Source organism: Microbacterium wangyouchuni (genome assembly GCF_054072595.1).
In genome coordinates this window covers 60,577-73,934 of record NZ_JBSVRM010000001.1, presented here as the reverse complement: position 1 = coordinate 73,934, position 13,358 = coordinate 60,577, and the positions used below count along the sequence as shown (strand labels likewise).

Below are 13,358 nucleotides of genomic sequence, written 5' to 3'. Positions count from 1 at the left end.
CACTACGGAGGACACACATGGCAGGAGTAGTCGCGCTCGACCTCAGCAGACGCGGACTGCGGGGCGTGCAGGTCGACGCTCCTTATTCGGAGCGCCCCAAGCTGAGCAAGTTTGCAGCCGTCACCGTGCCGGAGGGCACCATCTTCGATGGCGAGATCATCGATGAGCGTCGCGGTGTCGCCGCGATCAAGGACCTGTGGAAAGCTGGCGGCTTCACGACCAACAAGGTCGTGTTCGGCATCAGCAACCGCAAGGTCGTCGTTCGTGAGGTCGTCCTCCCGGACATCGCCGGCGCCCGTCGCAAGGCCGCCCTGCGATTCGCTGTCGAAGGCCAGGTGCCCATCGACCTCGACGACGCCATCCTCGACTTCCTGCCGCTGCGCTCGGTCACCGACAACCACGACCAGAAGCAGGAGGGCCTGCTCGTCGCGACAGCGCGCAGCAGCCTGGAAGCGACCGTAAACTCCATCGAGAAGGCCGGCCGTTACGTCGACGCGATCGACTTCTCTGGTTTCGCGCTGCTGCGCACTCTGGCGGATGCCCGAAGCGGCACCCAGGCGATCATCAACGTCGGCGCGGCCAGCACGACCGTTGTGATCTCCAACGGTGCGATGCCCGAATTCGTGCGTATGGTGCCCAGCGGCGGTGACGACGTCACTCGCAGCATCGAGCGGGCGCTCGGCATCAGTTTCGCCGAAGCTGAGCAGGACAAAATCAGCCGTGGTCTGCAGGGTGGCGCCGCCACCGCGCGCGATATCGAAGCGGAGACCGTGCTGCGAGAGACCGTGGCCGCTTTGATCGACAGCATCCGGAACACCCTGAAGTTCTACAGCAACGCGCACCCGACCAAGCCGATCTCGAACGTCGTGCTCACCGGTGGCGGTAGCCGCCTGACCGGGCTCGCCCCCGTGCTGACCCGCGCGCTGGGCGTACCCACCTCGTACGGCGACCCGCTCGAGTCGTTCTCGGTCAGCCGCAAGCTGCGTGCGTCGGGGCTTGAGCGCTGGGCACTGGAACTGGCGGCACCGCTGGGTGTCACCGTGGGAGGGAAGTGATGAAGAAACTAGGAAAGTCCGCTCCGGCACAGCCGCGGCGCACGGCGCAGTCCAGCGTCGCGACCATCGCCCGTGTCGACCTTCTGCCTCCGATCGTCGGAGTGCGTCGCAAGGAGAACGCGACGTCCAGACTGCTCGCTCTGGGTCTGGTGGGTCTCGCTCTGATCGCCGCGGTTAGTGCCCTGGCTGTTTCGTTCCTGGCCAACGCCGCCGAGGGTGCGCTGGCTGACGAGAATGCGCGCAAGGCGCAGCTGCTCATCGAACAGAAGCAGTACTCCGAAGTGTCCGGAATCAAGGCGCTGCTCGTCGACTACGAGACAGCGGAATACTCGGCGCTGTACTCCGAGACAGACTGGGCACGGCTCATGCGCGAACTCGACATGGCGATGCCTGAGGGCGTCGAGATCACCTCAGAAGTGATCACCGTCAAGGGTGTGTCCACGACGTCGAGCAGTGCATCTGCGCTCGATGTGACCGGCCTCGACCACGCCGGAGTCATCGAGATCAGCTTCACCGCTGCCGCCGAAGTCTTCGACTCGCCGACGCCGCTGCTGAATGCACTTCAGGCGTTCACGGGGTACTCCACAGCCACCGTCTCGGCCGTCTCCGGCCAGAACGACGAGGGCTACGTCATCACGGGCTCCGTGCAGCTGAACGCTGCGGCTCTCGGTGGGACCGGACGCGTCGGAGAGCTCGACGCGGAGCAGCTCGCCGCGCTGCACAGTGCACTGGAGGCCAGTGTCGCACTGCCCGAGGTGGCTCCGGCCGCACCCGCTGATGGCGAGGCGGCAGGCTCGGACGAGCTGACCGAAGACGCGACAGGTGCGGGGGAATAACAACATGTCCAAATATCGTTTGACACTGGTCGCCATCGGTCTGCTCGCCGTGATCATCCTCATGGCGGGATGGTTCGTCGGTGTGCAGCCGCAGCTCGACCGCATCTCCACCGCTAATGCGCAGACCGCATCGATCAAGCAGATCAACCTCGTGCAGGAGCGCAAGAACGCCGCCCTCGCCGAAGACCATGCGCGCATCGATGAGTACCGGGGACAGCTGGCTCATCTGCAGACGAAGGTGCCCGCAAACCGTTCGCAGCAGGCCCTGATCGACCAGATCAACGCCGCGGCCGAATCGACCGGCGTGACCATGAGTAACCTGTCGTTCGACACTCCTCACGCTTACGCGGCACCGGAGGGTGTGCCGATCGGTACAACGGCCAGCGGCACGCTGATCGCGGTCAACGTCACCCTGTCGGCATATGGCGACCGTGGTCAGCTCGAGCAGTTCGCCGGTAACGTGCAGGGCTCGCAGCGCCTGATCACCGTCGTCGACAGCCAGTACACCGGCCCGGATGATGCTCAGCTCACCCTCAATGGGATCACCTGGGTGCTCAAGCCGCGGTAATAGCTGCTGTTCCCGCCGCAGTGTTGGGCGGAGATCGCACGGATGGGCGGAGCTTCAGTTGCTGAGGCTCCGCCCATCGCTGCGTTTTCCGCCCATCCGTGCGGGGAGGTCGCTAAACCTCGTACCCCGTAACAGGCCCCTCGGTGTTGGGCTTCCAGCCCAGCTCGGGGGCGACGTACTTCGCGAACGACTCCAGCACATGCAGGGTGTAGTCGACCCCCAATTGCGTCGGGACGGTGAGCATCAGCGTGTCAGCAGCCATGACGGCTTCGTCTGCGCGCAGCTGCGCGATCAGAGCATCCGGTTCTGCCGCGTACGTCTTGCCGAACGTCGAGCGGAACCCGTCGATGATGCCGATCTGGTCGCCGTTGTCGGCATTGCGCATTCCGAAGTACGCGCGGTCCTTGTCGGACACCAGCGGGAACACGCTGCGGCTGACTGATACCCGCGGCGTACGAGTGTGGCCGGCGGCCTGGTACGCAGCGCGGTACTGGTCGATCTGCTCGCGCTGCAGCACGTGGAACTCTGCTCCCGTCGCCTCAGTCAGCAGCGTCGAACTCATGAGGTTCAGGCCCCGGCGCCCAGTCTCTTCCGCGGTCGCTCGCGAACCCGAGCCCCACCAGATGCGATCGCGCAGCGCCGGGGATTGCGGTTCGATCGCCAGGTAACGCCCCTCACCGACCTGCTGCGGATCGCCCTGTACGACAGCTGCACCATCGATCGCCTCGAGGAAGAAATCGAACTTGTCCCGGGCGAGATCAGCACCGCGGGGATCTTCGCTGCCGACATAGCCGAAGGCTTCATACCCACGCAGCGCCGTCTCGGGTGAGCCGCGGCTCACGCCAAGCGCAATGCGGCCCCGGGCGATCAGGTCGAGCGCGGCCGCTTCCTCTGCGAACTGCAGAGGATTCTCGTAGCGCATGTCGATGACACCGGTACCAACCTCGATGCGCTCCGTCTTCGCAGCCATCGCGGCCAGCAGAGGCATCGGCGACGCGGCCTGTCGGGCGAAGTGGTGCACGCGCATATAGGCACCGTTGACGCCGAGCTCATCGGCGCCGACAGCGAGGTCGATGCTCTGATGCAGCATGTCGCCCGCCGTGCGAGTGCCCGAGCCGGGGACGTCGGCATAGTGCCCGAACGAGAGGAATCCGAAAGCCTTCATGCTCGTATGCAACCGAATGGATGCCGGTGGCATTCCTTCTTCTCAGACCGCACCGTCATCGCCCTCGATGAGCTTGACCTCAACGGACGTGAACCTCGTGAACCCGACATCCCGGGTGAAAACGGGAACTCCGAGGCTCTGCGCATGGCCGGCGATGAGAGCATCTTTGACACGCATCGCCTGTGTCGTGCTGGCGGCCAGTTCGCCGTACCCATCGGATGCCGCAGCGTCGAAGTCCTTCCAGAATCCAGGGAGAGAATCGAGCACCCGAAGCAAAGTCTCGCGCCGACTCGCCTGCGCTATCCGTAAGGATGTGCGGAAAACACGCAGACCGCACGAGAGTTCTGCGCGAACGATCGTGGACGAACAGTACTCATCAATGTGTTCGAGCACAGACTCCGGCAACCCTCCGATCAGAGCGCTGCTGTCAATGAGACCGCGCGTTGTCACTGCGGCTCGCCGACGATACGTGCGTCGCGAGAGGCAGAAAGTTCGTTAAGTTCTGCCGCAACGTCCTCAGCGGGCTGAATACCATACAGCACCGTCAGCGCAACCTTTGCAGCATCAACAACACCGCTGATCCTGCGGGAATCCGCGGAGACGATCGGCACAAGTCGCGCCTGCGGCTTTCCATGATTCGTCACGACCGCGCCACTGGTCATGAACTTAGCTGGATTTGCCTTGAACTCACTGATGGGAACGACGGGTACGGACACCTCGATCACCTCACAATTAGCTCTATTCTGACGTAAAAGGGCTATTTTTTGCAGTGGGCTCTGCGCATCATGGCGACAGGGAGCGCCGTCATGGGAGGCCTTCGCACGCTTGGGCTGAAGAACTGCGCGGAAAGCTCCGCCCATGCGTGCGAACTCCTCCCAACGCGGCGGGTCGGGGGTCCGCGGGTCCCGAGCGGGCCCGGAGGTCCCGATGGCCAGGGAGTCCCGGCGCCGCCCCAGTCACCCCGCGACGAGGAATCCGTCCAGCACGAGCTGGCGGATGCGCGGCTCGAGATCCGTCCACAGATCTGCCAACGGAACCTCGAACAGGTCGGCCAACGCCGCCACAATCTGCGTGACCTGCAGCTCGCCGTCGCAGGCGCCCACAAAGCCGGCGAGCCCGGAGTCGACCGAGATCGTGCGACCGAAGCCACCGCCCTGACGGAGCTCGATCACGCTCGGATCGTCATTGCCGGGCATGAAGTGCCGCGCCTCCGTCACATCGGGCGCCGTGATCAGTGTCATCGGGATGCCGTCGGCTAAGGAGTCGTGGGCGATAAGGCCGCTGTGCAGCGCGCGACCGGTCCCCGACAGCGGTTGTGAAACCTTCTCGAAACGGCGCAGGCGCGGGGCATCCGCCGAAGCCGGGCGGCGCAGCAGAATGTATCCGAACCCGACCGCGGTGACCTGCCGCTCGGTGAAATCGTCCAGCCAGGCAGTCAGCATCCGGTCGAAAGCGCCATCGCGCGGCGTGGTGCCGCCGTCACGGATCCACAGTTCGGCGTATCCGAGCGGTGTGAGCTCCTCCCGCTCGATGACCCAGGCATCGAGCGTCGGGTCGATCCAAGCCTCAAGCCGGGTGAGGCCCGGATCGATCGTGGCACGCGACTCCCAGTTCCCCAGCAGCTGCGCGACACCGCCGACGGCGAGGTGCTCCGGCACCGCCCGCAGGAACTGCTCCACCAGTGCGTCGCCGATCAGCCCGCCATCGCGGTACTCGTAAGCGGTCACACCATCCACGCGCGGCGTGATGACGAACGGCGGGTTCGAGACGATCAGGTCGAACTGCTCGCCAGCAACGGGCTCAAACATGCTGCCCGATCGGAACGTGATGTTCGTAACCCCGTTCAACAGGGCATTGAGCTCAGCGAAAGCGAGCGCCCGCGCCGAGATGTCCGTGGCAACAACCTCATCGGCGTGCCGGGCGACCAGCAGCGCCTGGATGCCGCATCCGGTGCCCAGATCCAGCGCACGAGCCACCGGAATCGGCATGATGAGTTCGGCAAGCGTGCGGGATGCTCCACCCACGCCCAGCACGTGATCAGCCGGCAACTCCGTGCCGAGCGCGAGCTCATCCAAGTCGCTGGCGATCCACCACTCCCCAATGCCATCCGCGTCGACGAACGACTGCGGACGCACGAGCACCGAGGGCACGGCATCCGCATCATCACCGATCGTCACGAAACCCAGGTGTTCCAGGCCCGAAAGGCCCAGCCGCGGCAGCGCGGCGGCGACAAGATCGCTCGGCTGCGGCATCCCGAGCACGAAGAATCGACCAAGCGTCGCCAACGGTCCCACATCGCGCGCGATCGCGCGCAGCACCGGTTCGCGAACGCCACGTCCGAGCGCGTCGTCGGCCTCTTCGCCCCAGAGCCGGCGCAGCGGTTCAGAGAAGAAGTCCGCCGCGGTGAGGTCGGCGGCGAGGGCGGCGACCAGCGGCTGGTCGGGTGTGGGCGGGAGAGGTACAGACACGGCGTCACTTTACGCGCCTTCAGGCTTCCCCGATGACGCCCGCCTAGAATTGCAGGGTCACAACTCACGGGCTGGCCGCCACGGCGCCCGAGGAAGACCAGAGACGTTGATCAGCCCCCGAATCGGCAGTCGTGTGCGCGCGCAGCGCTGTGCACGCGGTTTCGTCGCGTTCTCACTCGCGGCCGGACTCCTCGTCACCCCGCAGTTCCTCGCCGTCTCCCCCGCCTCTGCCGCGATCGACGAAGTCATTTCCGACGCGGTGCAGATCTCACTCTCCACCGGATTGCACGGCGTGATCGAGCCCGGATCTCCGCTGCTGGCGAGCATCACCATCACCAATGACACCGACACGGACTTCCCTGCCGGCCTCGTCACCGTCGAACTGAACCGCACACCAATCACCGACAGTGCAGCCCTGGCATCGTGGCTTGATGCCGGCGTTTCCACCGGCACGTTCGCGCCGGTCAGCAACGAAAGCTCCACGGTCGTTGCAGCATCCGCGTCAGCGACGATGTCGGTCGTCACACCAGCCGCGGCACTGGGAGAGCTCGACGAGGGCGTCTACCCGCTGCGGGTCACTCTGCACAGTGCTGACAGCGAGAACGCCGGAGAGACGGATGCTGCCGACCTCACCGCCACGAGCGTCCTCATCGTCAACGCTGACAGCACCGCCCAGGTGTCGGTCGTCGTCCCCCTCACGGCCACTCCCGCAGACGGCGGCCTGCTGACCGCAGAAGAACTCACCACGCTCACCGCCGCCGATGGCGCGCTCACCGCCCAGCTGGACGGCGTTGCCGGCACCCCGGCCGCCCTGGCGATCGATCCGTTGATTCCCGCCGCTATCCGAGTTCTCGGGTCGGCAGCCCCGCAGACGGCGACCGCTTGGCTCGAGCGACTAGAGACGCTCCCCAACGAGCGCTTCGCCCTACAGAGTGGCGATGCGGATGCCACGGTGCAAGCCCAAGCGGGACTACCCGGGCTGCTGACGCCGCTGTCGTTCTCGCCATACATCGACGAGAAAAACTTCGTCGAACTACCCTCGCCCACTCCGAGCACTGCCACTCCGGGCACGGCCGCTCCGGGCACGGCCACGCCCACACCGACACCATCGTCGACACCGGCCGCGCCCGAGATTCCGACCGACGATGAGCTGATCGCGATCGACGGTGCTGAATCTGGCATCCTCTGGCCGCTGGGAGATCTCAGAACCGCAGATATCGAGGTTTTCGCAAGCTATCTCGAATCGGATGCGACGACCGCTGCGACAACGATCATCCCGTCTACCGCCGTCTCCGCGCCCACCAGTGCTGCCGTGGAGATCGACGGTCACCGGCTGCTGGTGCTGGATGCCCGCGCTTCTGAAGCCCTCTCCGAAGCCGCGACCACCGAGGATGCCGAAGCGCGCGAGCGCAAGGTCGCGGAGGGAATCGCCGAGCTCAGCTTCACCGATGTGCGAAGTCCCCTGCTGATCGGACTCGACCGCGACGAGAGTCGACCTGCGGACGCCCTGCGCGAGACGATCCTGTCACTGAGCGCGATCGCCGCCCCCCTGAGCTTTTCCGAACTGCGCGCTGTAGCGCCGGCATCCGTGACCCTCGCCGGAGGCGCCTCGACAGATCGTGCCGCGGCCCTGGGCCAGATGCTCGCAGAGGAAACCCACCTCACCGCGTTCTCCTCAATACTCGACGACCCTCAGGTCATGCTCGCGCCCGAACGCCTGCAGATTCTGCGTCTGATCGGTGTCGGAGCATCCGAAGAGTATGCCGAAGCCGCAACCGCCCACCAGGAACAGACCCGCACCACACTGAATGCGGTCAGCGTTCAGCAGCCGAGCCCCGTCCAGCTGTTCACGGCGGCGGCGCCGCTGCCCGTCTGGGTGCGCAACGATCTTCCCTGGCGAGTGAACGTGCGACTCACCTCGCTCCCCTCGGATGCCCGTCTCGACGTGCAGCCGCTCACCGAAGTGGTGGCGCAGCCGGCGAGCAACGAGCGGGTGAAGGTTCCCGTCGAAGCGCGCGTCGGAAGCGGCGAGCTCGAAGTGAGCTTCAGTCTGAGCTCCCCCACCGGCGTGCCGATCGGCACCGACCAGACCGCGAAAGTCACCGTGCGCGCCGAATGGGAAGGCATCGGCCTCGGCATCCTCGGCGGAATCATCGGGGTGCTGCTGATCCTCGGAATCGTGCGGACCGTGATTCGCCGGCGGCGGGATGCCGATTCATCGGATGCTTCTTCACGTTCGGATGCTGCGGAGGAACAGGTGACCGGTGAGTAGTCTCGGGCGCGCGAGTGCGGTCATCGCCGCCGGCACCATGGTCTCGCGTGTCACGGGGCTGCTGCGCAGCATTGTGCTGGTGACAGTGATCGGCTCGGTCGGCTCAGGCGCCGCTGATGCGTTTGGAATCGCTAATCAGCTGCCGAACAGTGTTTTTTCGCTGATATCTGTTGGCATTCTGACCGCCGTAATCGTGCCGCAGATCGTGAAAGCAAGCGCGCAGGCCGACGGTGGCAACGCCTTTATCTCGAAGCTCTTCACGCTCGGCACTGTGGTGCTCGTTGTCGTGACGGGCCTGGCCACCATAGCTGCCCCCTGGCTGATCTGGGTCTCGGCAGATGCAACGCCGGCCCAGTACGCATTGGCGACGGCATTCGCATACTGGTGCCTCCCCCAGATCCTGTTCTACGGTCTCTATGCCCTGCTGGGCGAGGCGCTCAACGCTCGCCGTGTGTTCGGACCATTCACCTGGGCTCCGGTAGTCAATAACATCGTGTCGATCATCGGCTTCCTGGTTCTCGGAGCTGTGTTCGGTGAAACGATGACGAGCGTCGAGGGTTGGACTCCGGCAATGATCGCGGGCCTCGGAGGCACCGCCACGCTGGGAATCGTTATTCAGGCGGTCGTGCTTCTCCTGTTCTGGCGACGCACCGGCCTTTCGCTGCGGCCAGACTTCCGCTGGCGTGGCGTCGGCCTCGGCAACGTCGGCAAGCTCGCCGGTTGGACCTTCCTGATGGCCATAGCCAGCCTGACCGCGGGAACGGTGCAGAACAGAATCGCCTATCTTGCGTCCGCGGACGGCGCTTCTGTTGCGACAATGCAGTACGCGTGGCTAGTCTTCATGCTCCCCTACTCGATCATCGTGATATCGATCGGAACCCCCTACTTCACGCAGATCAGCGAGCACGCCGCTGCGGGCCGGCACGATGAAGTTCGCTCGGACATCGGGCGCAGCATTCGCACCCTTAGCTTCTTCATGTTTGCGGCCGTCGCCGCCGTCGCGGCTGCAGCGCTTCCGGCATCCCGTGTCTTCACCAATACGGCGCCGAACTCGATTGATGCCGCGATCGTGCTGCTCTGTTACCTCGTCGGACTGCTTCCGTTGATGGTGCTGTTCATCGTGCAGCGCACCTTCTATGCCTACGACGACACACGCACCCCGTTTTGGTTCACGCTGTTTCAGTGTGTGCTCATCGTGGGAGGCGCGTTCGTCGCACTCTGGCTGTTGAACACCGGCGTGATCGAGATCACTGGACTCGCCGCCACAATCGCGCTCACCCAGTCCATCGCCAGCACGATCCAGACAATCATCGCGACCTGGCTCTTGCACCGCAAGATCGGTGGTCTGCAGGTCAGATCATGGCTCCTGGCCTTCGGCCGGTTCGCCCTCGCCGCTGTGCCCGCCGGCTTCGCCGGATGGGGAGTGTTCCTGCTGCTTGGGGGCATCGGCGGCTGGACGCTGTCGAGCCAGTTGCTCGGCGCCATCGGCACCTGCATCATCGGCGCGGTCGTCGTGATCGTCTACATCGCACTGCTCGCCGTGATGCGCGCTCCCGAGCTCGCGGTCGCCGGCACGATGCTCAAGCGTTTCCTCCCCGGCCGCTGAGGTTTTCTGGGCTTCTGCTGCTCCTTCTGCTGCCCGCCTGCTCCGGCTGCTGCCTCTGCTGCTCCGCCTGCGGGAATGCCGCGCGGTTACCATTGGTTGAAGCAGTCGAACCTCCTGCCAGGCGAAGAGAGAGAGCACATGCGCAAGGTCATCATCATCGGGTCAGGCCCAGCCGGATTCACCGCCGCCATCTATGCGGCCCGCGCGAACCTCGAGCCACTGCTCATCGCCAGTTCTGTCGAGGTCGGTGGCGAACTGATGAACACCACCGACGTGGAGAACTATCCCGGCTTCCCCGAGGGCATTCTGGGCCCGGAGCTCATGACGAAGTTCCAGGAGCAGGCCGAGAAGTTCGGCACCGAGGTCGTCTACGACGATGTCACCTCGCTCGATCTCGACGGCCCGGTGAAGACCGTCACGCTCGGCAGCGGGACGGTACATGAGACGCAGTCGCTGATCTACGCGACGGGTTCGGCCTATCGCAAACTCGGGGTTGAGGGCGAAGAGCGCCTGTCCGGCTACGGGGTCTCCTGGTGCGCGACCTGCGACGGCTTCTTCTTCCGTGAGAAGACCATCGCCGTCGTCGGTGGCGGCGACTCGGCGATGGAAGAGGCCACGTTCCTCACCCGCTTTGCCTCGAAGGTGTACGTCATCCACCGCAAGGACACGCTGCGCGCCTCCAAGATCATGCAGGAGCGCGCGTTCGCGAATGACAAGATCGAGTTCATCTGGAACAGCGAGGTCACCGATGTCGTCGGCGAGACTGCCGTCTCCGGTGTGAAGCTGCGCTCGACGGTCGATGGCTCAGTTTCGGACCTCGCGCTCGACGGCCTGTTCGTCGCGATCGGCAACGACCCGCGCACGCACCTCGTCCACGACAAGCTCGACCTCACCCCCGAGGGCACGATCTGGGTCGACGGCCGCTCCTCGAAGACGTCTGTCACCGGCGTCTTCGCCGCCGGTGACGTGATCGACCCGACATACCGTCAGGCGATCACTGCTGCCGGGTCCGGAACCGTGGCAGCACTCGACGCGGAGCACTTCCTCGCAGATCTCGAGGATGCTTCGGTCGAGGTTCCCGCGGCTCAGGCCGCGGCGATCATCGCCTGACGGGAACACAACCGACACCGCTGCTGTTGCAGTCGGTGAACCTCGAACAAGGAGAATCTGATGACTGCCAAGGCAACAAGCCAGGCCACCTGGGACCAGGACGTCATGCAGGCTGAGGGGCCTGTGCTCGTAGACTTCTGGGCCGAATGGTGTGGACCGTGTCGCATGGTCGCGCCCGTTCTCGACCAGATCCAGGCCGAGAACGCTGACAAGATCACGATCGTCAAGCTCAACGTCGACGAAAACCCCGAGCTGGCTATGAAGTACCAGATCACGTCGATTCCGGCGATGAAGGTCTTCCAGGGCGGCGAGGTCAAGACGACCATCATCGGCGCGAAGCCGAAGCCCGCGCTCGAGAAGGATCTCGCCGCGTTCATCGGCTGAGTTTCTCCCCTTTTATAACGGCATCGGGCCCGCGTCTTGTCGACGTGGGCCCGATGCTTTTTGGGTTCGGTGAGGGGTGCGGCTCAGGAAGCGTCAGCGACGGTCGTATCCCACTTGCGGTGTCGTGAGCCTTCGTCAAGCAGTCCCCAGACGGCCTCTGTGAGCTCGGGATACTCCAAAGCGATCTGGCGCATCACTCGGTAATTGCGGGCCGCATTCGGGCGCACACCGTCGTTGGCCATGATGTTGTCGGCGCGCAGCAGGTAGACCACCAGCTCGTCCACGCTCGGCAGCTCCTCCATGAAATCCCAGGGGTCTTCACCGTTGAGGAGGCGCTCCTGAATCAGCACGGCGAGCTCGTCAGCGGCCTCCGCTCGAAGAACTTCGAGACTGGCACGGCGCGGAACAGCTTCTGACATGCATCCAGCCTACGCGCGCTTACGACCTCCGCGGCGCGGCAGGTTCACGACATCCGTCATCGTCTCCAACTCGCGTCCCTTGGTTTCTGGCACCTGGAAGTAGACGAAGAAGAACGACACGATTGCGAAGAATGCGTAGAACCCGTACGCGAAGGTGAGTCCGATCTCGGCGAACGCCGGGAACGTCGTCGAGATGAAGAAGTTCGCCACCCACTGCGCAGCGGCGGCAACGGCAAGTGCACCGGCACGGATGTTGTTCGGGAACATCTCCCCCAACAGAACCCAGACCAGTGGACCCCATGTTGCACCGAAGAAGACCACGAAACCGTTCGCGCAGATCAGGGCGATCACCGACCACGGGTCTGGAAGCACGACATTTCCGTCTTGCAGGGTGCCAAACGAGAACGCCACCGCCATCATCCCGAGGGTGACCGCCATGCCGATCGACCCGGTCAGAAGCATCGGGCGCCTGCCCACCTTATCGACCAGCAGGATCGCGATGATTGTGACGACGATATTGGTGATCGACGTGATCACCGATGTCATCAGAGCACTGGATTCATCGAACCCGACCGACAGCCAGAGCGTCGTCGAATAGTAGAAGATGACGTTGATGCCCACGAACTGCTGGAACACACTCAGCAGAATGCCCACCCAGACGATGGGTTTCAGCCCGAATTTGTCACCGCGCAGATCCTTGAGCGACTCGCGCTGCTCGACATTGAGCGTCTTGCGAATCTCCTCGATCTTGAGATTCACATCGGTTTCGCCGGAGAAGTCGTAAAGCACCTGCGAGGCCTTGTCGATATCGCCGCGTGCCACCAGGAAACGCGGAGATTCCGGCAGCCGCAGAGCCATCACACCGTAAACAATGGCCGGGATGGCCTCAATCATGAACATCCATCGCCACGCATCGATGCCCAGCCACAGCACGTTAGCGGCGGAGCCTGCGATGTTTGCCAGCAGCGCGTTGGAGAGGAGCGCCGTGAAGATACCGGTGACGATGGCGAGCTGTTGAAGCGACCCCAGGCGCCCCCGGACCTTCGCCGGCGATACCTCGGCAATGTAGGCCGGTGCGATGACAGAGGCCGCGCCGACGCCGAGACCGCCGATGACCCGCCAGATGATCAGGTCAATGACACCGAAGGCGAAGCCCGAACCAAGAGCGGATGCCAGGAACAAAATGGCGGCGATCACCATGACTGGAATCCGGCCCAGCCGGTTAGCGAGGCTACCGGCGAACCAGGCACCGATCGCGCAACCGATCAGAGCCGACGAAACGGCAAAGCCCTGCAGACCCGGGCCCAGCTTGAATGCTCCGGCGAGAGCATCCACCGCTCCATTGATGACCGCGGTGTCGAACCCGAACAGGAATCCACCGAGTGCTGCGGCGATGCTGATGCCGACAACCCGTCCGCTGAGGCGTCCGGCCGTGCTCTTCTTCTCTGACATGTGCTCTCCCCCGTCTGTGCTCA

13 protein-coding genes are annotated in these 13,358 nt (G+C 64.4%); 7 read left to right on the top strand and 6 right to left on the bottom strand.

Annotated features, from left to right (window positions below):
* The first annotated feature begins 17 nt into the window (after positions 1-17).
* The 3 genes from pilM to pilO are packed head-to-tail and all read left to right on the top strand — an operon-like array spanning position 18 to position 2,459.
* Entirely contained in the window at positions 18-1,055 is a 1,038-nt protein-coding gene (gene pilM / locus ACW5CM_RS00385) for a type IV pilus assembly protein PilM (RefSeq protein ID WP_457123769.1), read from the top strand.
* On the top strand, positions 1,055-1,891 hold the full coding sequence (locus ACW5CM_RS00380) for a PilN family protein (RefSeq protein ID WP_457123768.1): 837 nt from the start codon (positions 1,055-1,057) through the stop codon (positions 1,889-1,891). Before pilM ends, ACW5CM_RS00380 begins: the two co-directional genes overlap by 1 nt.
* Before the next feature lie 4 nt (positions 1,892-1,895).
* The gene (pilO, locus tag ACW5CM_RS00375; protein WP_438252382.1) at positions 1,896-2,459 is read left to right on the top strand and encodes a type 4a pilus biogenesis protein PilO; all 564 of its coding nucleotides are present in this window, start codon (positions 1,896-1,898) and stop codon (positions 2,457-2,459) included.
* Between the two features lie 112 nt (positions 2,460-2,571).
* On the opposite strand, the gene ACW5CM_RS00370 is transcribed toward pilO, so the two are convergent.
* From ACW5CM_RS00370 to ACW5CM_RS00355, 4 genes are all read right to left on the bottom strand, one after another.
* Positions 2,572-3,624 (bottom strand): LLM class flavin-dependent oxidoreductase, encoded by a 1,053-nt coding sequence (locus ACW5CM_RS00370; RefSeq protein WP_457123767.1) that lies wholly within the window; start codon positions 3,622-3,624, stop codon positions 2,572-2,574.
* A 42-nt stretch (positions 3,625-3,666) separates the two neighbouring features.
* Entirely contained in the window at positions 3,667-4,074 is a 408-nt protein-coding gene (locus ACW5CM_RS00365; protein ID WP_457123766.1) for a type II toxin-antitoxin system VapC family toxin, read from the bottom strand.
* Positions 4,071-4,484, bottom strand: a complete 414-nt coding sequence (locus ACW5CM_RS00360) for a type II toxin-antitoxin system Phd/YefM family antitoxin (protein ID WP_457123765.1) — start codon at positions 4,482-4,484, stop codon at positions 4,071-4,073. The genes ACW5CM_RS00365 and ACW5CM_RS00360 overlap by 4 nt, the downstream gene beginning before the upstream one ends.
* Before the next feature lie 96 nt (positions 4,485-4,580).
* The gene (locus ACW5CM_RS00355; protein WP_457123764.1) at positions 4,581-6,092 is read right to left on the bottom strand and encodes a DUF7059 domain-containing protein; all 1,512 of its coding nucleotides are present in this window, start codon (positions 6,090-6,092) and stop codon (positions 4,581-4,583) included.
* Positions 6,093-6,198: 106 nt separating this feature from the next.
* Here ACW5CM_RS00355 and ACW5CM_RS00350 point away from each other — a divergent pair, with 106 nt between their 5' ends.
* The 4 genes from ACW5CM_RS00350 to trxA all read left to right on the top strand — a co-directional run bounded on the left by ACW5CM_RS00350 (position 6,199) and on the right by trxA (position 11,464).
* Positions 6,199-8,364 carry a DUF6049 family protein gene (locus ACW5CM_RS00350; protein WP_457123763.1) on the top strand — a complete coding sequence of 722 codons (2,166 nt, stop codon included), beginning with the start codon at positions 6,199-6,201 and terminating at the stop codon, positions 8,362-8,364.
* On the top strand, positions 8,357-9,970 hold the full coding sequence (murJ, locus tag ACW5CM_RS00345; protein ID WP_457123762.1) for a murein biosynthesis integral membrane protein MurJ: 1,614 nt from the start codon (positions 8,357-8,359) through the stop codon (positions 9,968-9,970). Before ACW5CM_RS00350 ends, murJ begins: the two co-directional genes overlap by 8 nt.
* Positions 9,971-10,108: 138 nt before the next feature.
* Positions 10,109-11,080 carry a thioredoxin-disulfide reductase gene (gene trxB, locus ACW5CM_RS00340; protein ID WP_457123761.1) on the top strand — a complete coding sequence of 324 codons (972 nt, stop codon included), beginning with the start codon at positions 10,109-10,111 and terminating at the stop codon, positions 11,078-11,080.
* Between the two features lie 60 nt (positions 11,081-11,140).
* The gene (trxA, locus tag ACW5CM_RS00335) at positions 11,141-11,464 is read left to right on the top strand and encodes a thioredoxin (RefSeq protein ID WP_438252390.1); all 324 of its coding nucleotides are present in this window, start codon (positions 11,141-11,143) and stop codon (positions 11,462-11,464) included.
* A gap of 83 nt (positions 11,465-11,547) precedes the next feature.
* On the opposite strand, the gene ACW5CM_RS00330 is transcribed toward trxA, so the two are convergent.
* Positions 11,548-11,883: a tryptophan synthase subunit alpha gene (locus ACW5CM_RS00330; RefSeq protein ID WP_438252391.1), complete on the bottom strand. Its 336-nt coding sequence runs from the start codon at positions 11,881-11,883 to the stop codon at positions 11,548-11,550.
* A gap of 9 nt (positions 11,884-11,892) precedes the next feature.
* Positions 11,893-13,335, bottom strand: coding sequence for a sugar porter family MFS transporter (locus ACW5CM_RS00325; protein WP_457123760.1), 1,443 nt, complete (start codon positions 13,333-13,335; stop codon positions 11,893-11,895).
* Positions 13,336-13,358 lie beyond the last annotated feature (23 nt).

Coding starts and splice junctions, on each gene's coding strand:
- pilM (WP_457123769.1), top strand. CDS start 18: ATGGCAGGAGTAGTCGCGCTCGACCTCAGCAGACGCGGACTGCGGGGC.
- ACW5CM_RS00380 (WP_457123768.1), top strand. CDS start 1,055: ATGAAGAAACTAGGAAAGTCCGCTCCGGCACAGCCGCGGCGCACGGCG.
- pilO (WP_438252382.1), top strand. CDS start 1,896: ATGTCCAAATATCGTTTGACACTGGTCGCCATCGGTCTGCTCGCCGTG.
- ACW5CM_RS00370 (WP_457123767.1), bottom strand. CDS start 3,624: ATGAAGGCTTTCGGATTCCTCTCGTTCGGGCACTATGCCGACGTCCCC.
- ACW5CM_RS00360 (WP_457123765.1), bottom strand. CDS start 4,484: ATGGGCGGAGCTTTCCGCGCAGTTCTTCAGCCCAAGCGTGCGAAGGCC.
- trxB (WP_457123761.1), top strand. CDS start 10,109: ATGCGCAAGGTCATCATCATCGGGTCAGGCCCAGCCGGATTCACCGCC.
- trxA (WP_438252390.1), top strand. CDS start 11,141: ATGACTGCCAAGGCAACAAGCCAGGCCACCTGGGACCAGGACGTCATG.
- ACW5CM_RS00330 (WP_438252391.1), bottom strand. CDS start 11,883: ATGTCAGAAGCTGTTCCGCGCCGTGCCAGTCTCGAAGTTCTTCGAGCG.
- ACW5CM_RS00325 (WP_457123760.1), bottom strand. CDS start 13,335: ATGTCAGAGAAGAAGAGCACGGCCGGACGCCTCAGCGGACGGGTTGTC.